The 25882-nt window shown below is 44.3% G+C and carries 25 protein-coding genes; 8 read left to right on the top strand and 17 right to left on the bottom strand.

Translation table 11 applies throughout. From position 1 onward, the window contains the following. Window positions 1–37: 37 nt before the first annotated feature. The 3 genes from ACXAER_RS04880 to ACXAER_RS04870 all read right to left on the bottom strand — a co-directional run bounded on the left by ACXAER_RS04880 (window position 38) and on the right by ACXAER_RS04870 (window position 3683). Entirely contained in the window at window positions 38–2062 is a 2025-nt protein-coding gene (locus ACXAER_RS04880; protein ID WP_474827153.1) for a RecQ family ATP-dependent DNA helicase, read from the bottom strand. A 140-nt stretch (window positions 2063–2202) separates the two neighbouring features. Continuing rightward, a complete protein-coding gene (locus tag ACXAER_RS04875) occupies window positions 2203–2928 on the bottom strand; it encodes a transposase (protein WP_474827152.1) in 726 nt (241 codons plus the stop codon). 161 nt (window positions 2929–3089) lie between these two features. After that, window positions 3090–3683, bottom strand: coding sequence for a hypothetical protein (locus ACXAER_RS04870; protein ID WP_474827150.1), 594 nt, complete (start codon window positions 3681–3683; stop codon window positions 3090–3092). Between the two features lie 358 nt (window positions 3684–4041). Between ACXAER_RS04870 and ACXAER_RS04865 the strand changes: the two genes are divergently transcribed. The 3 genes from ACXAER_RS04865 to ACXAER_RS04855 all read left to right on the top strand — a co-directional run bounded on the left by ACXAER_RS04865 (window position 4042) and on the right by ACXAER_RS04855 (window position 7216). Further along, complete coding sequence (locus tag ACXAER_RS04865) at window positions 4042–5163, top strand: zinc-binding dehydrogenase (RefSeq protein ID WP_474827148.1); 1122 nt, start codon at window positions 4042–4044, stop codon at window positions 5161–5163. 201 nt (window positions 5164–5364) lie between these two features. Further along, window positions 5365–6186, top strand: coding sequence for an endonuclease VIII (gene nei, locus ACXAER_RS04860; RefSeq protein WP_474827146.1), 822 nt, complete (start codon window positions 5365–5367; stop codon window positions 6184–6186). A 97-nt stretch (window positions 6187–6283) separates the two neighbouring features. Then, a complete protein-coding gene (locus ACXAER_RS04855; protein ID WP_474827144.1) occupies window positions 6284–7216 on the top strand; it encodes a bifunctional helix-turn-helix transcriptional regulator/GNAT family N-acetyltransferase in 933 nt (310 codons plus the stop codon). 50 nt (window positions 7217–7266) lie between these two features. Here the strand turns inward: ACXAER_RS04855 and ACXAER_RS04850 are convergent, their stop codons facing one another. From ACXAER_RS04850 to ACXAER_RS04840, 3 genes are all read right to left on the bottom strand, one after another. Next, a complete protein-coding gene (locus ACXAER_RS04850; RefSeq protein ID WP_474827142.1) occupies window positions 7267–8439 on the bottom strand; it encodes a sugar efflux transporter in 1173 nt (390 codons plus the stop codon). A gap of 189 nt (window positions 8440–8628) precedes the next feature. Beyond that, complete coding sequence (locus ACXAER_RS04845) at window positions 8629–9303, bottom strand: nitroreductase family protein (protein ID WP_474827140.1); 675 nt, start codon at window positions 9301–9303, stop codon at window positions 8629–8631. 192 nt (window positions 9304–9495) lie between these two features. Then, window positions 9496–9864 (bottom strand): hypothetical protein, encoded by a 369-nt coding sequence (locus ACXAER_RS04840; RefSeq protein WP_474827138.1) that lies wholly within the window; start codon window positions 9862–9864, stop codon window positions 9496–9498. Between the two features lie 329 nt (window positions 9865–10193). On the opposite strand from ACXAER_RS04840, the gene ACXAER_RS04835 reads away from it, so the two are divergent. After that, window positions 10194–10652, top strand: coding sequence for a retropepsin-like aspartic protease family protein (locus ACXAER_RS04835; protein WP_474827136.1), 459 nt, complete (start codon window positions 10194–10196; stop codon window positions 10650–10652). Between the two features lie 86 nt (window positions 10653–10738). Here ACXAER_RS04835 and ACXAER_RS04830 read toward each other — a convergent pair whose 3' ends face one another. The 4 genes from ACXAER_RS04830 to ACXAER_RS04815 form a co-directional block, all read right to left on the bottom strand. Continuing rightward, on the bottom strand, window positions 10739–11149 hold the full coding sequence (locus tag ACXAER_RS04830; RefSeq protein WP_474827134.1) for a hypothetical protein: 411 nt from the start codon (window positions 11147–11149) through the stop codon (window positions 10739–10741). Between the two features lie 264 nt (window positions 11150–11413). After that, entirely contained in the window at window positions 11414–11722 is a 309-nt protein-coding gene (locus tag ACXAER_RS04825) for a hypothetical protein (protein ID WP_474827133.1), read from the bottom strand. After that, the gene (locus ACXAER_RS04820) at window positions 11722–12270 is read right to left on the bottom strand and encodes a YaeQ family protein (RefSeq protein WP_474827131.1); all 549 of its coding nucleotides are present in this window, start codon (window positions 12268–12270) and stop codon (window positions 11722–11724) included. The genes ACXAER_RS04825 and ACXAER_RS04820 overlap by 1 nt, the downstream gene beginning before the upstream one ends. A gap of 349 nt (window positions 12271–12619) precedes the next feature. After that, window positions 12620–13516, bottom strand: coding sequence for a hypothetical protein (locus tag ACXAER_RS04815; RefSeq protein WP_474827129.1), 897 nt, complete (start codon window positions 13514–13516; stop codon window positions 12620–12622). A gap of 289 nt (window positions 13517–13805) precedes the next feature. On the opposite strand from ACXAER_RS04815, the gene add reads away from it, so the two are divergent. Further along, window positions 13806–14807: an adenosine deaminase gene (add, locus tag ACXAER_RS04810; protein ID WP_474827127.1), complete on the top strand. Its 1002-nt coding sequence runs from the start codon at window positions 13806–13808 to the stop codon at window positions 14805–14807. Between the two features lie 25 nt (window positions 14808–14832). On the opposite strand, the gene ACXAER_RS04805 is transcribed toward add, so the two are convergent. The 4 genes from ACXAER_RS04805 to ACXAER_RS04790 form a co-directional block, all read right to left on the bottom strand. Further along, entirely contained in the window at window positions 14833–15396 is a 564-nt protein-coding gene (locus tag ACXAER_RS04805) for a class GN sortase (protein WP_474827125.1), read from the bottom strand. Beyond that, window positions 15389–17749, bottom strand: coding sequence for a marine proteobacterial sortase target protein (locus ACXAER_RS04800; protein ID WP_474827123.1), 2361 nt, complete (start codon window positions 17747–17749; stop codon window positions 15389–15391). The genes ACXAER_RS04805 and ACXAER_RS04800 overlap by 8 nt, the downstream gene beginning before the upstream one ends. Window positions 17750–18387: 638 nt before the next feature. Continuing rightward, complete coding sequence (locus ACXAER_RS04795; RefSeq protein ID WP_474827121.1) at window positions 18388–18621, bottom strand: hypothetical protein; 234 nt, start codon at window positions 18619–18621, stop codon at window positions 18388–18390. A 176-nt stretch (window positions 18622–18797) separates the two neighbouring features. Then, the gene (locus tag ACXAER_RS04790; protein ID WP_474827119.1) at window positions 18798–19751 is read right to left on the bottom strand and encodes a YihY/virulence factor BrkB family protein; all 954 of its coding nucleotides are present in this window, start codon (window positions 19749–19751) and stop codon (window positions 18798–18800) included. Between the two features lie 307 nt (window positions 19752–20058). Here ACXAER_RS04790 and ACXAER_RS04785 point away from each other — a divergent pair, with 307 nt between their 5' ends. The 3 genes from ACXAER_RS04785 (at window position 20059) to ACXAER_RS04775 (ending at window position 22555) form a co-directional block, all read left to right on the top strand. Continuing rightward, window positions 20059–20610 (top strand): type 1 glutamine amidotransferase domain-containing protein, encoded by a 552-nt coding sequence (locus ACXAER_RS04785; protein ID WP_474827117.1) that lies wholly within the window; start codon window positions 20059–20061, stop codon window positions 20608–20610. 92 nt (window positions 20611–20702) lie between these two features. After that, complete coding sequence (locus ACXAER_RS04780) at window positions 20703–21395, top strand: SDR family oxidoreductase (RefSeq protein WP_474827116.1); 693 nt, start codon at window positions 20703–20705, stop codon at window positions 21393–21395. Between the two features lie 272 nt (window positions 21396–21667). After that, on the top strand, window positions 21668–22555 hold the full coding sequence (locus tag ACXAER_RS04775) for an SDR family NAD(P)-dependent oxidoreductase (protein ID WP_474827114.1): 888 nt from the start codon (window positions 21668–21670) through the stop codon (window positions 22553–22555). A 67-nt stretch (window positions 22556–22622) separates the two neighbouring features. Here ACXAER_RS04775 and ACXAER_RS04770 read toward each other — a convergent pair whose 3' ends face one another. Genes ACXAER_RS04770 through ACXAER_RS04760 form a run of 3 tightly spaced genes read right to left on the bottom strand, consistent with a single transcriptional unit; the run spans window position 22623 to window position 25881 of the window. Continuing rightward, window positions 22623–24038, bottom strand: a complete 1416-nt coding sequence (locus ACXAER_RS04770; RefSeq protein WP_474827112.1) for an ABC transporter ATP-binding protein — start codon at window positions 24036–24038, stop codon at window positions 22623–22625. Further along, on the bottom strand, window positions 24035–24901 hold the full coding sequence (locus ACXAER_RS04765; protein ID WP_474827110.1) for an ABC transporter permease: 867 nt from the start codon (window positions 24899–24901) through the stop codon (window positions 24035–24037). The genes ACXAER_RS04770 and ACXAER_RS04765 overlap by 4 nt, the downstream gene beginning before the upstream one ends. Beyond that, a complete protein-coding gene (locus ACXAER_RS04760; protein WP_474827108.1) occupies window positions 24898–25881 on the bottom strand; it encodes an ABC transporter permease in 984 nt (327 codons plus the stop codon). The genes ACXAER_RS04765 and ACXAER_RS04760 overlap by 4 nt, the downstream gene beginning before the upstream one ends. Window position 25882: the final 1 nt, after the last annotated feature.

Genomic DNA, 25882 nt, shown 5'->3' with positions numbered 1-25882 from the left:
TGGCCCGTTATTGGCCCTTAACAGCTGGTTCTACAAGTCATTGGCATAGAGCTGTGTTCACTTTTTCTAGTACGTCTGCATATCGGCAGTGTTCAAAACTGCCAAACCCTTTCACTTGTCTTATTTTTAAGCGGCTAAATAAAGGCATAGTCATGCCAGTTAGAAAGCGACAATAAATTGAAGGGGTAATGGTGCCTTCAAATTTACCGCTTAAATGCGTTTTAAGCGCTGTCATAGCTTCAGATATTTGTTCACTATCTGGTGTTGATATTGGTGATGAATAGCTAAGCTTTGCCACATCGCCTTTACATACACTGCAATGTCCACACGCCTTCGGCGCTTGAGTATCATCAAAATATGCAGACAAGTTGTGGCTTAAGCAGGTGTCTTGTTCGAAAAAGCTTACAAGTGCGGCGATGCGCTCGACCTCTTTACGCTCGTTTTCCGCAAAATAGTGGGCTAGTTGGTTTGCTAAATCGTCGTCTTGCAGTAGTTCGTTGTTAACACGGTATACATCTGTAATTAAGCGCGATGCGAGTTCTATATGATTGTGCTCGTGCAAGTATTCTAAGGCAGCCACTACTCTAGAACGCTCTGCGCCGTAGTGCTGATAAATACTGTCAAAATCGACCACGCCCCAGACTTTCTTCATATTTGAATGGGTAAATACGGCATCTAGAAAGCGCGCGCGCTCTTCTGAAAACAGACTTAATATAGCGGCTTCATCGGTAATGAAGCGGAATTTGTATTCTGCGAAATAGGCAAATAACGGGCGAATAACGTTGGCAAGCTCAAGCTGTACCAACAGCGTTTTAAGAGGTAGCTGACGAATATTACTCGCACTTGATAAACTGTTTATCTGTGTTTCCCATTGGTATACGCTAGCTTCGTTTTCAATTGATGGGTTAGTTTGGTTAACTGCATCTTGCATTTCGCTATTATGCGTTACTCTTTTTTCCATCGCAGGGGCTTGCGACTTAATGTCGTTAATTACGCGTTCAATAGCGTTTTTATCTGGCGTGTCGCCGTAAACAAAGTTTTCTATGGTGACAAGCCCATCTAAGTTCGCGAGTACGGTACAGTTTGCTGCTTCTCCATCCCGTCCACCCCTGCCGATTTCTTGGCTGTAGTTTTCGATAGATTTGGGCAGGTCGTAATGAATTACAAAACGAATATCCGACTTATCTATGCCCATACCAAAGGCAATAGTAGCTACAACCACTTGAAGCTTATTGTGCATGAAGTCTTGCTGAATACTTTGCCTTATTTCACTGTCGAGGCCAGCGTGGTAGGCCTTCGCAGCAAACCCTTGCTGCTGCAAAAAGCGCGCTACTTCCTCTGCGCTATTTTGTAATGTAACGTAAACAATCCCAGCACCTTGTTGTTTTTGAATTTCTTCAATCAATGCTTGGTTTTTATGGGGCTCGAGAACAGGCCGCACATATAAATTTAAGTTAGGTCGATAAAACCCCGTTTGAATGATATTGTTCGGCGCAATATCAAAGCGGGCCGACATATCTTCTTTTACTTTTTTAGTGGCCGTTGCTGTAAGTAGCAATACCAGTGGGATGTTAAGCTCTTTTTGGTAGGCGGGAAGCTTAAGGTAATCAGGGCGAAAGTTATGGCCCCACTCAGAAATACAGTGCGCTTCATCGACCACCAACATACTGACCTGAACGGATTCAATAAACTGCCTAAAGCGCTCATTCTTAAAACGCTCCACTGACACCATTAAAATTTTACACTGCCCTGAACGCACGTCGTTCATCACTTGTTTGTTTTGCTCAGGTGTTAACGTGGAATCGATGCTAGCTGCCGCAATACCTTTGCTATGCAAAAATTCTAGCTGATCTTTCATCAGCGCTAGTAGTGGCGACACTACCAAGGTCAAATGTGGAAGCTGCGTAGCGACGAACTGGTAACACAACGATTTGCCCGAACCCGTCGGAAAGATCGCTAACGTGGAATGCCCACTAAGTAGAGAATCCACCACCTCTTTCTGTCCCTCGCGAAACGCCGAAAAACCAAACAGCTGCTGCAAAATATTGGGGTCAGAGTACATTAATAAGCTTCCAAGTCGCGATATAAGAAATGGGGTCAGAGTACATTAACTTATTTCCAAATAGTTTGTGGTTAAGTGTTCGCAGGTTTGAGCTAGTTGAACCAACGCGACGTTTTTAAGAATAAAGGGGTCAGAGTACATTAAGCTATTCCCGAGCAATCAGCGGTGAACTGCTCACTGATTTGCGGTGGCCTACCCAACGCTTCGTGTTTTAAGCGGTGCCCAGTCAGGCTTTCAATTTGCTGTTTAAATGTATCGCTTCCCATTACTAGTCCTCTTCGAGTACAGCTTTGAATTTTATCTATGACAGTTTCAGAAAGTTCATCATCGAACAGAGCGCGGTAAGCGGCAAGACGCTGGTTTTCTGAAGCTCCTAAATTTAGGTATACAGGATGAGGACTGTACAGTGACGAAGGTGTACCTAACGCATTTATTCTGTAGCTTGACCATTTATATTCAACCGGCTTTTCGACCATGTTCGCTCTTACAGGGTTCAGCTCGATATATCTATAAACCGTGAGAAGATATTCGTCGTTAGAGACCAGACTGGAATGAAATCTTCCTTCCCACAACGTCCCAGAGCGTTCATATTTGTGGTTAAAGTACCTCACATACATGCGGCCAAGCGCTTGCATCATCTTGCTTACGCCAAGGTTATCAAGCTTAGGAGTGCAAAGTAAATGAACATGATTGGTCATCAATACCCAAGCATGTATGCCTACATCAAATTTTGCAGAGAACTTTTTAAGCCAGCTAACATAGGCGATGTAGTCGCTTTCACACTTAAAGCATATTGAGCGATTGTTACCTCTTTGGATGACGTGTTGAGGATAGCCTGCGGGAGCCAAACGAGGTTTCCTTGCCATAATTTCACCAAATTCCTTTCTATATTCTCTCTACTAAAATGAGTGAATTGAGAAAAGGCTACAACCCTGTACCTATCAAAACTGGTCTAACGGGCAAGCTGAAAGAATGAAATGAATGGCTTGTTTGGCTCTCCTAAATTAGAAAATGTACTCTGACCCCATTATTCATATCCCCAGGGGGCGCTTGGCGTTGCTATGGGGTTTTCGAGATCAAAATCTACCTGTACTTCGCGGGCAGGGCGAATTAGTCGATAGCTAAAGCGGCTGGGGTAGATCATCATTTGCCAGACGTTATCTGTTGATGCTGCAATTCCCGATTCTATAAATAACGCTTTTGAATATACATCTGCAGGAAATGACTGCATTTGGGGGAACCCTTCATCTACTGTGTGGCCGCCATACATGGTTGAAGAATGAAAGCTGCCATCTTTATTTCTATGATCGTGCTTCAGCATAAGACCCGCGCCGGTTTTCGTTAGAATCCAAGTGCGGGATGCATCATCACCCACATGAAAAGGTATCTGAATTTCTAAGTCTGTGCACTTTCGTATGTGCATTACAAGCTCTGCATCACCGAAGGTATTGCCTACATTATCTTTACTCACTTTCCCTTGAAACGCTTTACCGCAGTGCGCTTTTATAGAATTAAAAAACGCGTCGTGGGTAGGAATTGAAACCAAAGGTGCCTTTTTAGCAAGCGCAGCATTGCTTATTACAGCAAGCCCAAGTAAGACGTACGCACAATACTTTTTCATTTCTTAATTCATCATAGCAAGTTGATACAGGCTTAGCAGTGTAACCCATCTGAGTAATGGGGTCAGAGTACTTTATTGATAAAGGTCATGACGTGATGTGTGATTAGGATTTTGGCGGTATCACTTGGTGAAGCCGTTGGGTTGCTTCGCGGAAAAACTCGCAAAAATGTACTCTGACCCCATTAATTTTGAGGGGTGTCTATCTGAGGTAGCGGGGAAATGTACTCTGACCCCATTTTTTTTGAGTGTATAAGTGGTCGAAACGCATATGTATTCGCAATATAAATATTGCTGATGGTTTTGGCGTGTTAGCTTACCAATGCATAGAGCGTTTAATTTTTAGGGCACAAGAGTCGATATGAACAAATCTAAACAACTATTTACGCTAATTACATCAGAAGGTGAGCTCCAGGTATCGCTAAAAGAGGTTGATATTCCAGAGCCGAAGCCGCATGAAGTGATTGTGCGCATGGAGGCTTCTCCAATAAACCCGTCAGATATGTGGCCTATGTTTGGCCCGGCAAGCCTTGATAAAGCCACTTTCGATGCTGAAAAAAATGCATTGGTCGCGCCGGTACACAAGCCTTTACTTAGCCGTATTAAGTCTCGTCTAGACCAAACTTTGCCTATCGGAAATGAAGGTGCAGGTACGGTTGTTAAGGCAGGTGAAAGCCCGGAGGCGCAAGCATTAATGGGCAAAACCGTGTCTATTCTTACCGGCGCAGCTTATACAGAGTATGCGTGTGTACCCGTACAGGCATGTTTACCTCATATGGATAGCACTACGTCGCAACAAGCTGCGTCGTCATTCGTTAACCCTCTGACCGCGCTAGGTATGGTTGAAACCATGCGCATGGAAGGTCACAAAGCGCTGGTACATACTGCTGCGGCGTCTAACCTTGGTCAAATGCTAAACAAAATTTGTTTAGAGGAAGGCGTAGAGCTAGTTAATATTGTTCGTAGCCAAGAGCAGGTAGATTTGCTTAAAGGTATTGGCGCGAAAATTGTGCTTGATTCCAGCAGCGAGAATTTCAAAGCAGAACTTTATAAAGCCATAGACAGCACTGGCGCTACGCTTGCGTTCGACGCCATTGGTGGCGGTGAGTTAGTTAGCGATATTCTTACCATGATGGAAGCGTCGGGCAGTAAAGATGCAAAAGGCTTTAATACCTATGGCTCTGACAGCAATAAGCAAGTGTATATCTACGGTGGCTTAGACTTCTCACCGACTATTTTGAACCGTGCTTATGGTATGACGTGGAGCATTGGTGGTTGGTTGCTAATGCGCTTCTTAGGCAAGCTTGATAAGAAGCGTGTAGGCGAACTTTACCAAAAAGTGGCTACGGAAATTAACACTACGTTTGCGTCGTCCTACAGCAAAGAGTTAAGTCTTGAAGAAGCACTACAGCCAGAGAATGTAGCTCTGTATAATGCGAAGAAGACCGGCACTAAATATCTGATAGTGCCAAACAAGGGTTAATCAGCGGAACGTTTAAATACGGCAAATTTAGCTTAACTTTGATACATAAAAAAAGGTCTGTTGATCTTTGATGTACTAACTTCGGTTTAAAGTACATTAAAGGGCTACAGGCCTTTTTTGTATTCGTTATCATATAGCTGCAAAGAAGCTGAAAATGATGCGAACTAACCATTAACCCAGATAAAAGGTCGTTAAGATAGCATGCCTGAAGGCCCAGAGATCCGTCGCGCTGCAGATAAAGTCGAAGCGGTGATAAAAGATATCCCCCTAGAAAAAGTAGAGTTTGGGTTAGCTCAGCTTAAACCCTACGCTCAGCAGTTAGAAGGCGAAAAAGTGCTGCACATGGAAACCCGTGGCAAGGCGTTAATCACCCATTTCAGTAACGCGCTTTCTATGTATTCACACAATCAACTTTATGGCGTGTGGCATACCTGTAAACGCAACGAAATACCGGATACTACCCGCCAGCTAAGGGTAGGGCTTCATACCGCAACACACAGTGCTATTTTGTTTAGCGCGTCCGACATTAGTATTTGGCCAACACAAACTATTCATGAGCATCCGTTTTTGCAGCGGGTAGGGCCTGATGTACTAAACGATTCAGTGACAGAAAAGTTGGTACTAGAACGCTTACGTTCAAAAGCGTTCTATAACCGCGCGCTAAGCGGTTTATATTTGGATCAGCGCTTTATGGCGGGGCTGGGCAACTACCTTCGCAGCGAAATACTATTTGCAGCAGGCGTTCACCCATCACTCAAACCTTCTCAATTAGATGATGAGCAGCTGCGCAGCTTGGCACATCACACCTTAGCCATATGCAAACGCAGCTATGAAACAGGTGGCTATACCGTGTACACAGAATTACGCGAAGTGCTTGAAGCAAAAGGCGTTAACTTTGAAGGCACGCGGTTTATGGTGTTCGACAGGGAAGAGCAGCCTTGTAGAGTCTGCGCCACACCAATAAAACGCCAAACGTATGATGGGCGACGTCTCTATTGGTGTAGCCGGTGCCAGGCGAAGTGAACCACATCCCCGTTTTTTAATGATCAAATAATAATCTGTTTGACTTGTCTCCAATTACGATTAACTATATCTGTAACTGGTTACGGAGTTTTATAAAGTGAAGTCATTTAATGAATTGGGGCATATTGCATTAGGTACTGCCTTACGTCAGTTAGCCGCGCAGGTGTCAAAGGATGCGGAAAATACCTATGCGAAATTTGGATTTGCGATAGAGCCAAAGTGGTTTCCAGTATTTTACGTGCTCGCGTCAAAAGGTGCTGATTCTGTCGTGAATATCGCTAAAGAGATAAATCATTCTCACGTGTCGGTGAGTAAAATCGTAAAAGAAATGAAAGCACTCGACCTTATTGAAAGTTATAAATCGAGCGACGATTCGCGGGTTACGCTGGTGGCTTTAAACGATAAAGCGAAAGCGATGGTGCCACAAATGGAAAAGCAGTGCGATGCCATAGACGCTGCCATGCGCGAGCTAAAAGATGAAACGGGTATCGATTTATGGGAAGCGGTGAGCGTAGTTGAAAGGCATCTTCGATATCGCCCCATAAGTGCAAGAGTGGACGGTGACTCGCCTGATATTAAGGTAGTCGATTATGCGCCAAAGTATCGCGAGGCATTTAAATCGCTCAATGTAGAATGGATAAGCAAATATTGGGAGCTCGAAGAGCCCGACTTTAAAGCGCTCGACGACCCTGAAGGCTACATTTTGAATCAGTCGGGTGTGATATTGATCGCGTTAGATAAGGGCGAACCCATAGGCTGCTGTGCACTTATCAAACAAACTGACGATAGGTTTGAACTTGCCAAAATGGCGGTGTCTCCCAAAGCTCAAGGTAAAGGGGTAGGGCTGCTGTTAGGTAAAAGTATTGTCGAAAGAGCGAAACTGATGGGGTTAAAGCAGCTTTATTTAGAGAGCAATTCGGTACTTAAGCCCGCAATACGTTTATACGAAAAGATAGGGTTTAAGCATATTAAGGGGGCGTCATCGCCTTACGCGAGATGTGATGTGCAGATGGAGCTACGATTAAAATAGTCTGGGTGTACTAAAGCATAAAGAAAGTACGCGCAAAAAAAGGCAGGCTTCTAGCGACCTACCCGGTGCTTTACAAACATGAACACTAACATCACGTTTAAGCCGAATATGGCAATGCACAGCGACCCTATGGTGGCATCTCTAAAACTAAAGAATTGGGCCACAGTGCCCGCGCCAATGGTGCCTAACATCATACCCACACGGGTGGCATTTGAATAAAACGCTGATGTGAACCCTGTTAAATCGGGTGCTTGTTGTTGCAGTAGTGTCAGCCCAATACCGGCATATAAACCGTAGAACAGTGCGTTTAATATTTGAAGTGTTAACAGCTCCCAACTTGACTGAGAAAAGTACACGCCAACGTAAAAGCAACAGCCGAAAATAAATGCTACTGCCATGATACTCGCAGGAGGGAAGCGTCGAGCCAGCTTGGCCGCGAGTAACATAGTAGGTATTTCAAGCGCAGCCACTACGCCCATCATTAGCCCTGGCAAATTTTCCGGCAACCCCAGTTCATTCATTACGTACAAAGGCATGGATGATAAATACATGACATTGCCTGCCATTCCGGCAAGTATGGCCAACCCAACTAGCCAAAAAGGCAGCGATAGCGAGCCTTTGAGGCTTGTATTGAGTGACTGTTGGTTGGCTTTTTGAGGCGGCACAACATTCACTACGAAAAGCGTTGCAACAGCCACGCACGCGATGGCCACCGAGAAGGACGCTGCGAAGCCAAAATTGGCAACCAGCGTAAATGCTAGCGGCGGACCTACTACCCAAGCGAGAGAGATAGCAGCGCGAACTTTTGAGTTAAAGGCGGCTAAGTCGATGTCTTGGTTTTTTGCCCATAATCCCGAAACGGTCAACATCTGAGACACGGCCCCGGCACCGACGGACATAAACAATACGCCTGCTAGAAAAACGTGCCAAAACTGTTTGCTGAATATAAACGCGACCATGGCTATACCCACGCAAATCATGGTGAGCCCGTAAAGACGATTTGCGTTAAAACCTTTGTCTGCCAAGTGACCTAAGTATTGACTGATCACTAAACCTGATAACGTCACAGACACCATATATATACTGATATAAATAGGCTCAACATTGATCTCATCAATGAGAAAGTAGCTCATGAGTGGCGTAACAAACGACGATGTTAGGCCAGTTAATAGACTTAACAGTAAAAAAGGAAGTTGTGGAGAGAATGCGTGACGCGATGACATGAGGATACGAGCTCCGAGGGACTGTTAAACGTGGTTGACCGAAATTCGTAAAGAAAAGGTCGCAGCCCTTAATAACGAGGGCGCATTATAAGTGCTGCGTATCTCATGTCTATGACAAAGCTTTTATTAGTTATACCGTTTTAAATACTTAGTTTACTTCATGCGCTAGGCCCATAGCGCGTTGTAGATTTAAAGAAAGCTCGCAATTTCGCTAAGCGACTTTTTCTTCATGGCGTGTGCAGGAATTGTGGCGTTATCCGCCGGATAACCTGCAATAATAAGCATGTAAGCGCGCTCGTTATCAGGCCGCTGACAGACTTCGGTTAAAAAGTTCATTGGTTTTGGTGTGTGGGTCAAGGTTGCTAAACTTGCGTTGTGAAGCGAAGTAATAAGCATACCCACCGCGATACCCACCGATTCGTGCACATAGTAGTTTTGGCTTTTTTCACCCGTTTCTGTTTCACCAAATTTTTGACTGAATACGGCAATAAGCCAAGGCGCGGTTTCCAGATACGGTTTACATGCGTCAGTGCCTAACGGCTTAAGGTCATCTAGCCATTGTTGCCCAGCACGCCCATTATAAAAACCGCGCTCATGCGCTTCAGCCTGTTCGCGTATTTGTTGTTTTACTTCACGCGACTGTATTGCGGCAAAATGCCAAGGCTGATGATTCGCTCCACTAGGTGCAGTGCCAGCGGTCAAAATACAGTTTTCAATTACTGCTTTATCAACGGAGCGGTCGCTAAAGTGTCGAATGCTGTGGCGACGCTGCATGGTTTTCAAGAATTCTTCGCTGCGAGCAAGCATTTGCTCTTTAGGATATTCAATAAAATCGTTGAGTGGTGAATGGTCGTGAGGCTGCATTTACTTTCTCTTATTTGTTTTCTATTACTTTATCGCTTCTGACGCGTTATTAAAAATAAAACGGGCAAAACAAATGTTGTAGTGCAGAGCAAAATACCAGGTTACGTGATTATGTATGCACAATAAAAAAGCGATTCACTCAGGCAAAAGTGAATCGCTTTGGTGCAATCGGTTGGAAGTTGCAAGCAACGATTAGTTACGCTTGAACGGCGGGCGCGTGCCTCGTTTTTGTGTGTCAGCTTGCTCTTCGAGTACCTCAAGTTGAGCTACGTCGTAAACCGGCATCATTTTTGTCACTCTACGAAATGGGGGCTTGCCGCGCATAATGACGTCTTTCACTTCTACATACTCGATGGCGTCTTGTCCTACCGACTCTAGTTGTGCAACATCGTTAATCGACAAGCTTACGATTTTGCGTTTAAACGGTGGCTTACCTGAATAATCAACAACTTGCACATCAACTGTTTCATCGCTTGATGCGGACATTGCCTGTGCTGCATTTGCAGAAAAGCCAAGTGAAACAGCGGTAATTAACGAACCCAATACATAGCGTAATTTCATGTTGTGTCCTCTCATTGAATTGCTACTTTAGTCTATTGTATGACCAAAAAAGTTCTAAACAATGGCGATTGGTGATAGCCATTTACTATCACTTAACTGCTTATAGAAAATTTTAACAATCAAGAAGATCGCGAGGAATAAAGCGATAACGGTTCACGATGGACATTGGGTGATTAATCATAGTGCAGGAAAAATGAGTGAATGCACCGTTGTGGTGCCATAGCGCTACGTGGTTTTAAAGACTGCTGGCTAAATCAATCACTTACCCTTTGGTCTTTATCTTGCTGTTACCTAATACCTATTAAGAAACGGCACAAGGTACACTTGCGGTGAAGTTAAAATTTAAGGCGCCGTCTTTGGCGCTATCAGCTTTATTATTCGCTTTTGCATCGACAGTGTCGGCGATAGAACAAAGTATTCCACTTTCCCAAAGCAAAGGCGGCACGCTTTATTTAGAGGCAACCTTGGAATCGAATGTGAATGCCTCATTTTTATTGGATACGGGTTCAAGCCTGCTGACCTTAAATCAAGCCACCTTTGATGCTTTAACACGCAACCAAAAGCTGCTTGCCACGCGAACCTCGGCCGCAAGAATGGCGAACGGAAAGATCGTCAAGATATCTCAGTATCAGTTAAATTCTGTTCGCATTGGTAACACTTGTGAAGTTGGGCCGGTGGAGGTCGCTGTGCTTCCGAAAGGCAATAATATTTTAGGCATTAATACCTTATTAAGGGTTGCCCCCTTAACGATAACGTCCGATTCTGTGATTTTAGCGGGGTGTGAATAGCCTTAATTAAAAACACCTGTTTTATCAAACGCAAACAAAAAAGCGAACCCGAAGGCTCGCTCTCTATTTTTTATAGCGCGGTTAACTTAATCGTCGCACTCGCTAACGTCGCCGCCCATTTGCTCTTTCATTTTCACGCAAGCTTCATGTGCTTTCTTCGCTGCTGCATCTTTAAACTCACCTGCTTTTTCTGCAGTTGCGTCATACGCGTCAGAGGCCATATCTTTGCCGTCTTCATATGCGTCTGAAGCCATCTCTTTGCCATCTTCATAGGCATCAGAAGCCATTTTCTTACCGTCATCAAAGGCATCAGATGTTGCGTCTTTGGTTTCATCCCAAGAATCTGCCGCGCCTTTTTTCGCCTCTTCATAGGCTTCAGAAGTTGTCTCGCCTGCCTTTTCCATCTCTTTGCTTACTTCGCTTTTTGTTTCTTCGCTAGATTCTGTACAGCCCATTAAAGACAGTAGTAGTGCTAACGCCATTGCTTTAGTTTTCATTATGAAGCTCCTTTTACTGGGATAGTGGCTATTTTTATAACCGATCAACATGGTGTTCGAACATGCAGCATAAGGCTAAGTGGTACTAGCCATTTAATATCAATATTTGGCAAGCTGAATATTCAACTAATCCAGTCTAGCCTACTTATCTAGTAAAGTGTAAGTAGACTTTATGCGGAAAAATGAAAGGTTTATAACAAAATTTATGCGATTTATAGAATATGTGTGCATCGCAAGACGTGGTTTTGTGATGCACTACGCGCGTTAATCTTCTGGACCTTGCGTAGTGAATACAAGATGTCGACGCATGTCTTTCAACACTACACCTTTTTTAAGTAGCGCTGCGCTTAACCTTCGCTGCCATTTTTTTAATTCAGGCTCGGCCCGTGATAGCGTCTCTTCACTTTCGAATTGAAATCTTAGCAGTAAAGAGCCGGGGAATTGATGATATTGAACGTCGAACCAGCATTGTTGCATACCTTCAAGTTCTTCAATTCCTTGTGCTTCCAAGCTATCGGCTACACTGAAAACCAGTGCTTGTTGTTTAAGCTGAACGGCAGAGAGCTTTTTCATTACAGGTGTTTCTCGATAGCTACTTCAACGCTTTCGGTCACGTCGGCACCTTCAATGGTTAACCAAACTTGCCCGTCTTGAATGGTAACCTGTATTTGCATAGAGCGATGAACTGCTTTCGCCAACGTAGCAGCTAGCGGCTCTGGCAAAGTAAAAACTGATAGGTTTTTTCTTGTCTGTAACTTGTTTTGCTCTTTCTTCCACCAGGCATCAAAGCTATTGTCAGCGTATGAATAAATCATCATCTGTTGACTTTGATTACAGCCCTTTTTGATGCGCTGTTCTGACGGTTGACCTAACTCAATCCACAACTCGACTTCATCGCTAAAGCTCTTCTGCCACAAATCAGGCACGTCGTCATCAGAGAGCCCTTTGGTAAACTCCAAACGCTCGTGAGCATTAACAATAAAGGCGATAATGCGGAGCATCATGCGCTCGTCATTTTCAGATGGATGCCGGGCAATAGTAAGGTTGTGATCGTTGTAGTAGTTACGATCCATATCTGTAATTGATATGTCAGCTTTAAAAATGGTCGCTTTAAGAGCCATGGTGTCCCTGCTTTGTGTTTATTAAGGCTTTCGAAAAAACTCGTGTGCCATGCGAACAAACGCTACAGCAAATTTTGACGCTATATTACCAGTAAAATGCGTTGCCTGCTGTAGCTAAGAGGCCTATATCACATGTAAGTACGCGTTTATTTTTTTGCTAGATAAAAAAGGGAAGGTTTTATTTAGTTATGTGAACCCAGACTACAAAGTTCGCCCTTCGGCAGAATTGGTATTAGCGGTAGCGAAAACCCTTAAAAAAGAGATGTAATGACTTGTGCAAGCCTTATCAAGGCGCAGTCCTTGAGCCTTGATAAGCTATCGCCACCACCACTTAAAAAGTCGCCAGCACTTAAACGGCAAGTAGAGTTGCGATTTGCGATGCTAGTTTTTTAGGGGCAATGTAGGTATCGCCCTTACAGTCTTTTACTACGTTCAATAGTGCTTTAAGCAGCGGTTTATTTTTTACATTGCGCTGACAGACCGCGTGAATAGTATTGAGCGCTAGTGTACCTCCCAACGTTTTCATATCGTCAATATTCAAATTTTGTAAAACGCGATTTGCCGTATAGCGGCGCCATGACATGTGGTAGCTGTCAAAATCGCACGTTAGGTCAACGCTGAGTGCCGCTTGAAGCGCCCAACTTAACGGTCGGTAGTGCAATAGGTGTTCGGTAAGTAAAAAGATCTCTAGTGCGTGCTCGACAAATAAACAAGGCTTAGCGTGTTTACTTAATTCAACTATCGGGAACACGCCTTCAGCAGCAAACATCGACGTCACAAATTCAAAGGTGTAATAGCCATCGCCATGAATGGCAAGCAGTAACGATTCTATCTCATTTAGAAGAGCTGAATCCGAATAGTTTCCGATGTGCTGCAACGTTAAGTTATCTAAAAATAGCGCAACTATTGGGTAGCGAGCATTAAGCTCTACCCATTCGCTGTCTGTTGAACAACGTTTCGCTTTTTGGCTTTCTAGGTAACAGTCATAGCAGGCCAAATTGACAGAAGCGTGGGGCGAACTTGTCGAATAAACATATCCTGCCCATGCCATCATTGGCGATGAATTTAGGCCGAGCGCTTTTATATCTTCAATTGACGTACCTGGCGAACAAACTATTTCGACAAACCCATGGGCGGACATCACATCTAGTCCCATAAACTCGGGGTCTTCTTGCATGTGTTCGAATGAATACGCACCATTACGCCAGCCTGCTAAATAGCAGCCTTCTATACACTTTCCGCACATAACTGTGCTCCTGTTATTTAAGTTATAAGGGGAGATGACTGGTTAGTCTTAAGTTGAAAACAGTTTATGTAAAAAGCCCACATCAAAAAATGGGAGAATGTAGCTTTGAAAAACTGCAAAGAAGCATCGACAAGTATGGCGTCGACACGATAGGTGAAACTTAAAACAAATTTCGTTTCAAAAAAAGTACAGTTTTGTCCCGCTATAAAAAAGTTATTTTCGGGCAGAAAGCGAGGTTTAATGCGGTAGGTGTTATACTTGAGAGTGCTTTTATTCAAATCGTATTCCCATGATTAATAACACACTTCCGCTTCTAGATTTACACCGCCACCTAGATGGTAATGTGCGCCCGCAAACTATTCTTGAGCTTGGGCAGCAGTTTAATATTAATCTGCCCGCTAACTCGATAGAGGAGCTGCGACCACATGTTCAAGTAATGAAAATCGCGCCGGATTTGTTGTCATTTTTAAATAAGCTAACATGGGGCGTTAAGGTTTTAGGTAATCTTGATGCTTGTAGACGTGTGGCTATTGAAAACGTTGAGGATGCGGCAAAGCAGGGCATCGATTACGCAGAGCTGCGCTTTAGCCCTTACTTTATGGCAGAAAGCCACGGTTTGCCTACACAAGGTGTGGTTGAAGCGGTTATAGATGGTGTAAAAAGCGCAGTCGAAGAGTACGATGTTAAGGTTAACTTGATAGGTATATTGTCGCGCTCTTATGGCGCAAAAGCGTGTCAGCAGGAGTTAGATGCAATACTGGCATGCAAAACCCATATTACTGCTATCGATTTAGCGGGCGATGAAAAAGGCTTTCCTGGTGACTTGTTCGTAGAGCACTTTAAACAAGTGCAGCGTGAAGAGTTAGCTATCACAGTGCACGCGGGTGAGGCGGTGGGCCCTCAGAGTATTTGGCAAGCTATCGATGATTTAGGTGCTACGCGAATAGGGCACGGTGTTAATGCTATTTATGATAGTAAACTAATGGACTATTTGCGCGATAAGGGCATTGGTATAGAAAGTTGTTTAACCAGCAACATACTCACAAATACGGTAACTTCATTACCAGAACACCCGTTAAAAACCTTTTTAGATCACGGCATACTAGCTTGCCTAAATACCGACGATCCAGCCGTTCAAGGTATAGAGCTAGAGCATGAATTTGATATCGCGGCCAAGCAAGCGGGCCTGACTGCTTCTCATATTAAACAAGCGCAGAAAAACGCCTTAGCAATAGCGTTTTTAAGCGAAAGTGAGAAAGCCGCGCTTATCAAGAAAGTGGGGTCAGAGTAACGACACTGACCCCATAGCTTCGATTCTATGAAGGCTTGAGCTCGACAACTAACCTTAAATGGTTGTCTTGAGCGATGGTATGAAATGGATAGCATGTCACCAAATACAGCCTTTTTTGATTAAGTTGAACATTCAGCGTTTGGTTTTTTATATCAACAATGCGCTTGGCTGAAATTCGATAGGGGTGCCATATCCCATCAGACATTTGAAGTTGTAGCGCATCACCAATATTTACCTTTTCAAGGAAGGCGAAATGGGTGTCTTTGTGGCCTCCAATAACGCTGGTTTCACTGGCCAGCTCTCCAGCATTGATATGTCTTCCTGGGCCAAAGGCCAACGCATTACCCTGGGCACCTTCTAGAATATATAAGTCGGTATCACTTTTGGGGTGCACTAACCGCCCGACGGGCCACGTGTCTGCCCATTGCCACGGCTTAACTTCATCGCCTGTTTGCAAGGTTTCTGCCCAAGCTTTTTCGATCAGTACTTGGGCTAACTCTGCTTTTATCGATATCCACGCAACATTGCCAAACCCAAAGGTTACAGCTGCAATAAGCAACACACTTATGAGTATTTTGGGCTTAACCATTGTGCGTTACTCTTTCGTCTTTTATGAAAATACGGCATTGCCTTAAAAGAAAATCTTGAGTTTCCCTCGTGTAAAGCAGTACCAAAAAGAGGAGTGAAAACGCACCAATAGCGAGGTAAAAGTTAATTCCTGCAGAAGTTTGCGGATAGCTAACGGTACGCATTTGTGTACCCTGCGGCATTAGGTTTTTTATGTTTTGCGATTGAACGTTTGTCGATTCAGGTCTTGATACTACCTCTTCAATAGCAACAAAGCTGGTATATGCCGTAATTAGATTATGGGCTAAGGCTACGTTAATAATGTCGTTTTTAACCTCGTTTTCTTCTCTACCAAGAGCCTTTTCATCCATTAGCGCCGCAATTTTTTTACGTGCCCATGCGGTAGCGATACCATTGCGTTGAGTTGAGTGTGATGGTTTAGCATTAGCCGAATTATCGCTTACGTTGTTATTACGCTCAGCTGCTAAATAACGAGCTTGTATACTGCGTTGCCACTGATGGGTATTGCCCTCTTTGTCGGTTAACGTACCGCTTAGTAATAGGCTGTTGTCTTCGTTGTGTTCATCCTTTTCATTACCATTATTACGCTTTTCGTGGGTATAATCGGGCACTTTTAAATTAATGAGCAGTGGCTCGCCAGCGTACAAATCAGGCAGTCGTTTTGGATAAACTTCAATGTCATCTCTATGCCGCATATTCTTAGGTAGAGTTAAAGAAAGATTGCTTAACACTGGGCTCTCTAGCTTGCTAAACAAGCGCTGCATTTCTTTTTGAATGTTATTTGGGTTGTTGATAAACACGTAACTACCCCGACCGAATTGTGCTGCGCGGGTCATAAAATAGCTGTTAGGTGCGCTGCCAATTCCTACCGTAAAAAGCCTTGCGCTACCTAGCTGTTGTTGAATCATTGAAAAGAGTGCAGCTTCATTTCCGACGGCGCCATCAGTGATAAATACAACCTGTTTAATGTAGTTTTCTTTTGGCTGTGCGCTTAGCGCTTCTAAAAGGGCGCCCGCCATTTCGGTCCCACCGTTTGCGTGTAGCTCAGAGATAAAAGATAGGGCCGTTTTTATATTATGTGGCTTAGTATTGGCAGGTTGACTGAATAGTTTTGTGTAGCTTGAATTGAATGCCACAATATTGAACCTGTCCTTTGCGCCAAGTCTTTCAATCGCTAGCTTCAACGCGGCTTTGGCATCTTTAATCGGACGTCCGCCCATCGAACCCGATGTATCTATGATAAAAGTAATGTCGCGCGGAAAGTCTTGAAGATCGTCAGGGTTAACTTGAGGTGGTGTTAGCATAACTAGCGCATAGTGATCTGAATCTATATCTTCAGCGAAATAGGCTGCTTGTGGAGTAGCGTCCTTCGATGGGCGCCACCGCAACCACACATCTTTATTCATGGTTACGTGTTTATCATCAATCCAAGCGCGGTATTGATATTTAGCGTTTTCAATAGCATGCCAGTTAAGTTGATGGCCTGTGCTATTGATAGAATCAAGCGGCACTCCCGCGTTTATTGTTGCATTAAAAGAAAGCTGATTCGTATTACTATCGGGCTGAGCTGGCGCCATAAACGGTGTTATTTTATCGGCGTCACTGACTTCATTTGTGGGTAGCGCCCAGCCTGAAACAAATGTGTTATTGCTCGTTAAACGACTGCTGCCATGATCTGTGCTTTGCGGGGCTCGCTTTCTTCTACTTTCAGCGTCGTCGCTGGACGCGTCATTGAAATTTTCTTCTTTGTGATTGTTTGCGCCAGTGTTGCCAGGGTAAGCATGTTCATTTAAATCGGCATCGCTTAAGTTTCTTGTAGGAATGCCAGGGATATAGCGAGGAGTAAGGGTGGTAGGAAGGTGGAAGCTAAACTCTCCATTATCATACGCAACCTGCTGTATGTACTGTAACTTAACTGTGATCTGTTCATGTGGAGCTATATTTGCTAAATGTTGAGTGAATAAGTTCGGGCGCTGTTGTTGCGTTAAGCTGGCTTTCTTTCCCGCTTTTTTTGCTGCATCAAACGCTTCTTTAGCTTGAGCTTTCGGCTTTATTTTCCCGACGATAACTCTATCGCCAATAAGCATTTCCATACTATTTATCGCCGCGTTTTCATTAAGCGGAAAGGTATACACACCATGTTTCCATTCATCGCTATCATTGGTAAACGTTTGAGAATAGGTGACGTGAGCAATCATGCCGTTAACTTGCAGCTCAACGTGAGTAGAGTGTAATAAGGCGGGTGACGGTTCTCCACCCTTGCTCTGCATCATGAGCTCACCTGACTCTGCGCGACTTAATGGGCTTACCGCCACACCAAGCAAGAAACACAGAAATGAAATAAGTATTAACATGGTATGGCTGCGAGACTTTGGCGCGTGTTGCCGCTCGCGAAACAAGGGCCTATGTGTGCGACTAGGGGTAATGTAGTCACGCTTGGGTGTTTTGGTAAATAGCATTGAATAAGCTCGCTTTAAGTGACGATGCTTATTATTAAACGCCCAGAATAGGGCGAATTATGAACAGTTATTATGGCGAGGTGGTGAAGAAAAATGGCGAAAGTGTGTTTCCCACTTACCGTTCAGTGCATTCGCGAAGCACAACATTTAAACACGTTAACTTCAAATGAACTGCTCTAGCGAAAAAGCTGCGAAAAATAGCAGCGAAAAACTACCCACGTTTAGAAAGCGTTAGCCAAAAAACACGTTACATACAGATGCAGTTGTTTTCAGGCTAGCGCTTAATTGTAGGGGAAGGGAAGACATTTAGCTTTTTCGCTACGATAGTACAAAGCAGTGAAATAATGAAAACAACTATTGATGTCACGACTATTTCTGTACGTCCATTGAAACTGAAATAATGTGTGGCAGTGTTAAGCGAAAAAACGGTTAAAACAATAATTGAGAGCATATAAGCAATGTATTTAACTATTTGCAGGACTGAGATATTCATTAAGAAGTTCCTTGAAGAGGAGGCAAAAAGCCTCCGTTTTTTATTCGTCAGTTTCAGTAGTGCGTTCTGACATTTTGTCGCCTATTTTGCCACCAGCGTAACCTAAACCGCTAGATAAGCCGCCCAATGCAGCGCCGCCCAAGCCAGCAGCAGCTCCACCTATGGCGCCAGCTCCTACTGAGGCCCAAAAGCCTCCCCAACTAAAATCACCCCAGCAGTGCTCTTCACAGCCGCCGGAAACATTCTCGATATCAGTAAAACTTAATTCTTGCATTGTATAATTCCTTTTATGAATTTACCCAACATTGGGTAAGAGAAAAGGTATACAAAACGCTGACTGAATTTAACTGAATAGAAGTATAGTTTTTAAGTTGCGCTGATAACGCGACTCACTTATTTTTCCGTAAAATTAGCCTTTAATCTTACCGCGCCATGCTTGATTTGTAACCGCTAATGTTTCACGTCATCTGGAGTATGGTCAGCTACAAAAGCATTCCTTTCGCCCATAGGCTTGTCTTCGCCTTTGGTACTATCGGCTGTTGTTTGAAGCTCTATTGCCGAATTGACCTCTGCACCGATAAGGATGATGTAGGCACTTATATACAGCCACATGAGTAAGATGATAATGCCGCCCACAGAGCCATAGGTTTTGTTATAACTTGCAAACTCATTCAGGTAGAAAGAAAACGCATAGGATGCTACTAGCCATAGTATGGTGGCGAACAGTGAACCTGGTGTCACCCAACGCCATTGGGCTTCACGGCGGTGTGGCGCATAGCGGTACAACGCTGACAAAGCTAGATTGAACAAGCCAAGCATGATGGGCCAGGTTATCCATGTAGCTTGCTCTACGCTAATAGACTTTGCCGTTATCCAGACTATCGCTTCTGGTAAAATGGTAATGCAGGCTAAGGCGACTATTACAGTTAAGATCATGAATATCGTGCAGGTCACACGAGCCAGTATCCCTCTTAAAAATCCTCGCCCTTCCGATTCACTGTACGTGATATTACAGGCTTTTATAAGTGCATTAGCGCCTTTGCTACTGCTCCAAAGTGAGAGCAAAAGGGTAAATAAAAAGCCCCAGCCGAGGGCCGAGCTTGATTTTTCGGTCAAATTGGTAAGCTGCTCTTCAATAATATACCGGCTATCGGCTGGCACTACGTTAACAAGTAACGACATATGGGTTTGTAATTCTTCTGGTGAAACCATAAGACCGTATAGGGCGATAGTTGCACCGAGTAAAGGGAATATCGCAAGTAAACAGTAGAAAGCAACACCCGCAGCAATAAGGGGAATATTGTCTTTTTGAAGGCTGGTGAATATACGCTTTACTATGCTCCACCAGCTTTTTAGTGAAAGCTCGAATGCAGATTTTGCGTGCGTGAATCGTCCCTTTCTCATGGTTCCTCGAATCTTTTCGATAAGTACGCGTTCGTATTCTTGTATACATCAAAATGAAGAAGACGGCTTAATAAGATCTGTAAATCATTCATGGAGCGTGCGAATAATTGATAAAGCCTTCAATAAAGCTCAATTTGAACATTAATGAAAAAAATGAATTTAAATAATGGGTTACGTGTTGTTGGAGATGGTGGTTTGTAATTTGCAGTCAACTTTTTACCAAATTGATAAGCGTAGCCCTAGATAATCGTTCTAGCGTCTGTAGGGCTTCGGAAATTCGATAGAACGTTCAAAAGGAGTAACTAGTATGAGCAACATGCAAAATCTTCAGGGTAAAAAAATTGCCATTTTGGCAACCAATGGTTTTGAGCAAAGTGAGCTGGTTCAGCCTAAAGAGATGCTTACTGAGCGTGGTGCACAGGTAGATATTTTATCCATTGAAGATCAAACCTCTATTAAAGCATGGGATGAAGACGATTGGGGTAAAAACATTAAGGTTGATTTGCAAGTTAAGTCGGCAAAACTTAGCGATTACGACGCGCTTGTACTTCCCGGCGGTCAGATAAACCCAGACGTACTTCGTACTAACGAAGATGCGGTAAACTTTATAAAGGAAGCAAACTGTACTGACAGCATCAAAGCCGTAGGCGCCATTTGTCACGGCCCGTGGCTATTAGTGGAATCGGGTTTAGCGAAAGGTGCAACACTTACTTCATTCCCTAGTATTCAAACGGATTTGAAAAACGCAGGTGCGAATTGGGTAGATAAAGAAGTGGTAACCGATGATAAGTTGGTTACAAGCCGAAATCCTGACGATATCCCAGCCTTTGTCGATCAAATTAGTAAGATGATTGCATAGTGTCTTTCCAAACTTTAGCTTCTCTTCACATTGCGAAGCTGTGAGAGAAGCAGACTTACGATAATTTCTATGAGTTAAAAATGGGAGATGATATGTCAGATTCTACACCGAGCGACAAGGTTATTGCGATTACCGGTGCTTCTAGCGGTATAGGCAAAGAAACAGCAAAGCAGCTAGTTGATAAAGGTTACAAAGTTGCGCTTATCGCGCGAAGTGAAGATAAGTTAACCGAGTTAGTTAACGAATTGGGCGAAGACAATGCACGCGCTATTAAGGCTGATGTGAGCAACTTCGACCAAGTGAACCGCGCATTTGAGCAAGCACATAAGCACTTTGGTCGTCTAGATGGCGTATTTGCCAACGCTGGGCGTGGCGCCAAAGCGGCTGGTATTGAAAAAGGTGATGTAGAAGACTGGGACGGGATGTTAGGCGCTAACGTCAACGGTCTACTTTATACCGCTAAAGCAAGTTTACCTTTTCTTCGAAAAACGAAGGGGCATTTTATTATCACTAGCTCTGTTGCCGGCAGAATAGCCCTTAAGGGTTCTGTTTACGGTGCTAGCAAGTGGTTCGCCTACGGCTTTGGTCAAAATCTTGCTGAGGAAATGCGTGAGTGGGGCGGTCGATGCACTACAATCTGCCCCGGCATGGTAAACACGCCATTTTTTGACGAGCCCAAGGAAGATAAACTTCAGCCAGCGGATATCGCAAAATCGGTATTATTTGCCCTAAGCGCAGAAGAGTCAGCCTGTGTTCGCGAGGTTTATGTTATGCCGGCGAAGTAAACGAACTGACCACGGGCAAGAGATAGTCTATTCAAGCAAAGGGCAGGGTTAGTCACTGTCCTTTTGTGTTTGCCCCTCTACTATTTTTAACCTGCCTTATTAATTTCATGAAGCTATCCAAATTAGCCAAATAAAGTATTTTCCCCCTCCTGTTACCCCTAATCTAGGTGTGTAGATAAGCGCTAATTGAGTGAGATAGGCGATTTCTAATTCCTCATTGAAATGGCTTTTCCTAAGGGCCCGCGGCGCAATAACAATAACAGGAGAGTAAGATGTCTAACGAATTTAAGGGTAAGACTGCTATTATTTCTGGCGCCGCTGGCGGCATAGGGTTAGCGCTGGCAGAGGCATTGGCAAGGCAGGGTATGAATATCGTCATGGGCGATATTGATAACGTAGCTTTGACAGAGTCGGGTAATGATTTACGAGAGAAAGGTTTTGACGTACTAACCTGTGCCCTTGATGTTACCGATTACGCACAGTGGGAAGATATCGTAGCTAATGCCAAAGAGAAGTTTGGCAGGGTTCATATGGTCATCAATAATGCTGGTGTTGGCGGTACGCCGGGGAAAGTTGAAGATTCGGAGCATGAGACCTGGCGCTGGGTTATGGACGTTAACGTTATGGGCGTACTCTATGGCGCACAAGCATGCGTGCCAGCTATTAAAGAGCACGGAGAAGGAGGCTGGGTGCTAAACGTGGCGTCGATGGCAGGAATGATGGGAATGCCGTATGCGGGGGCTTATTGCGCATCAAAGGCTGCGGTTGTCTCTATGACAGAAAGCTGGGTACCAGAACTGAAACCTTTTGAAATCCATACTTCTGTATTGTGTCCAGCATTTGTGAAAACCCGCATTCACGAGTCGTATAGAAATAGGCAACAAAAATACGCAGTAGCCGCTGAAAAACGCATTGATAAAGAGAAACTCAAAGCAGGCGCTCAAGCAGCCACTAAAGCTGTAGAGTCGGGAATCGATGCCTCTGTGCTAGCTGAGCGCGTGATAGAGGCGCTTCAGTCAGAGCAAACTTATATTTATACACACCCGAATTATCGAAAAGTTACTACGGCGCGCTTTAGCGCGATTGATAGCGCATTTGTCGATGCTGAGCAGAGTCAGTCTGTAGGTCATCTTATTGATGATGAAATCGTGACTTTTTAGTTCATTCGCGGCTACGGTTTGCGTATAAATACACGAAAGTGCCCTGAATCTTGTCTTCCAAAAGCCGTTATATAACGGCTTTTGATGTTGTGAGAGTCTGAAGGTCTATGACGCGGTCACAGGCTTTTTCTAGCTGTGTTCTGTCGTGGCTGATAAAGAGCACCGTGCAATTTTCTTCTCTGCATTGATCGACAAGTAAGTGAGTAATTGCCTTACTTGTAATGGGGTCTAGCCTAGATGTTGGCTCGTCAGCTATAAGTAGCTTGGGCCTTAGTAGCAGCGCGCGCAGCAATGCAATGCGTTGAAGCTCACCTCCACTTACTTCAGAGGCGCTGCGCTCAAACAATTGCTGGTTAAGGCCTAGTTGAGCTGAAAGCAAATCAGCACGCTTTTTAGACACATTGTGAAGCTTTATTACGTCATCAATCAATGATTTAAGCGTAGTGTGATCGGCAAATGAACTGGGGGGATCTTGATATAGCTTTAGGGTTTGATAACGGTGTAAAAGCGTATGAAACGCAATATTGCCTTGATAGGGTAGAAGCCCAAGTAGAGCATCACCTAGAGACGTTTTTCCACTGCCGCTATCACCACAAAGCCCGACAATTTCGCCTTCCCCTAAAGAAAAACTAAGGCCAGTAAATAGTGTATGGTTACCTCTCACAATTGTGAGGTCATTCACCGATACCAGCGGTGCAAACCTATGCGTTTTTTTTGTTGTAGCCGTCCAGTGTTGCGGAGCCGACGCAATAAGGGTTTTGGTATAGTTTGAAGACGGGGAGGACAGTATCTTGCGGGTATCACCTGTTTCAACCAGTTTCCCGTTTTTGAGCACCATACATTTACCACCCAGTGCCTCTGCCACTGAAACATCGTGCGTAATGGTAAGTAGCGTACCGTCGTTAGCTTTTTGCTTTAGTTGCTCAATAATATGATGTTTGCGTCCAGGATCTAGCCCTTTTGTGGGTTCATCGGCTAGAAATAAAGGTGCATTAGTCGCTGATGCACAGGCAAAAGCAACACGCTGTGCCATTCCACCGGAAAGTTGAGAAGGGACCTTATCACTGTCGTCTTTAAGAGCCAGGTTGTCTAGCTGTGTCTTCGCACTCTTTTGTGCTTCGCGAGCACCGTTACCTAATGTAAACCGAAAAACTTCGGCGACTTGCTGGCGAATTTTCATCATTGGGCTTAGAGAATGCCATGGCTCTTGCGGCAGCATAACAATGTCTCGCCCCCACAATTGTTCACATTCACGTCGGTTCGCACGAAGCATATCAACACCGTTTACCAGAACATTTCCCGTAACCTTCAGTGCAGACGGTAAGTCGCCCATAATTGCTTGCGCTAGCAGACTTTTACCTGCCCCGGTTTCACCCAATATAGTCAGTGTCTCGCCTTGTTCAAGGTTAAGTGATAGATCCTCTACAATAATGGTGTCTTGCGCGTAAATTGATAAATGTTCAATAGCAATGTATTGGCTCACAGTTTGCGCTCCAATGCATCACTCTTTGATAGTCTACTGCTGTCAAAAATGAACTTATTTAAACGAGGTGTTTTGTCACTCTTCGCAGAAAGTAAGTGAAAGCTCAGTACGAGAACGAATAGGGTGAAAATAGGTTGTGCGAGCAGCCAAGGTGCTTCGTGATAGTATGGAAAAAGCTCAACTATCATCAGCCCGAGCTCAGGGCTGGGTGGTTTTAAACCAACATAAACGAAGCCCACCGATGCCATGGCGATAATTGAGGATGAGGCACCAAAAGCAGCAAGTGATAACACGTCTAGTCGAATGGCGGGCCATATATGCTTACTAAATAAATAACGTTTTGGAAAACCCATTAGCGCAGAGTTTTCGAGTGCAGGGCCTGTCACTACTGGTAGAGTGATAGCACGTACCAGCCTGAAGTACTCGACGGCCAGTACTAAGGAAATGGCTAAATACAGCATAATGAAAGAGCCGGGTAATAGCGCCGCGAAAAGAAGAATAAGTACCAGTCCGGGGAGCGCCAATATTGTATTGGCAATGAAATTCAACGTCGTATCTACCCAACCTCTACACCACGCTGCAATTACGCCCGTTAGCACGCCAATGATTGATGAACTTAGTACACACAGTGCAGCGAGAGAAAGTGATATGCGCAGACCCTCTGAGATTCTGGCTAACATGTCGCGTCCGAACTGATCTGTACCTAACCAATGTTGCGCACTTGGGGCTTCGAGCACTTGCTTTAAATTTTGTTGATTACCGTTTGTTCCCAATAGAACAGGCTCGCCCAACGCAAGTAATAAGAGCAGCATCAAAAGTGAAAAGCCAATCACTTTTTCAACAGGTAAGGCGGGTGTCTTCATTGGCCATGTCCTCGATTTTCCCTCACCCTTGGGTCGAGTGCATACTGACTTAAATCGACAAGTGTGTTGACCAATACGAATAACATGCCCATTATCAAAGCAGTGCCTTGTAACATAGTGATGTCGCGGGCAAAGACAGCATGGGAAAGTCCGTGTCCTATGCCGGGCCAAGCAAAAAGGCTTTCAATCATAATTACGCCTTCAATCAACCCAATAAGCTGAATGCCCATGAAGGCTAGAGCAGGTATAACAATGTTTGGAAGCGCATGGCACCTAAACGCCTCTAGAGCGCTTAACCCTTTGATCTTGGCGAAATGGAAATAACCCGACTGAACCGCATTAACAGTACTGTTGCGAATTACGCGGTTTGATATAGCGGCCAGGCTTAACCCTAAGGTCATTACAGGTAATATGGTATAGACAAAGCCAGAAGAGCCCGCAACCGGTAGCCAGTTGAGCTCTAGAGCAAAAATAAAGATGAGAATTAGCCCCAAGCAAAAGACCGGTTGAGAGCGCACGAACGTGGAGAACACTAATGTTGTTTTATCAAAAAGAGAAGCACGGCTTTTAGGAGTATTTTCACTTTTTCGAGCGCTTCTGATGCCGCTATAAATTCCCAGAGGAAACGCAATTAATGCGGATACCAGAATAGCGAGTCCAGCGAGAACAAGGGTGTAAGAAAGCTGATTTTGTAGCTCAACAACAATGGGGGCACCCGTGACCAAGCTTTTGCCTAAATCCAGAGAGGCTAAATCAGTCATCCAGCTTACGTACTGTTCGAAAGCGCTTCTGTGCAGATCAAGTTCTTCTGCTACGGCGTTAGCGGCGCTTGTGCTTACCGCATCGTCACCGTAGCGGCCAGCCGCTATTTTGTAAGCCATATCTCCAGGTAGTGAACGGGTTATAATAAATGTGAGTGTGCCTACACTCCACGCCATCAGTACAGCTTGAAGCAGCCGTTGAAGTAGGATCTTTCTCATT

It is taken from the genome of Alteromonas sp. AWJ4_199 (assembly GCF_056159165.1).
Note: the sequence above shows the minus strand (reverse complement) of the source record. Positions and strands in the feature narration are given on the sequence as shown.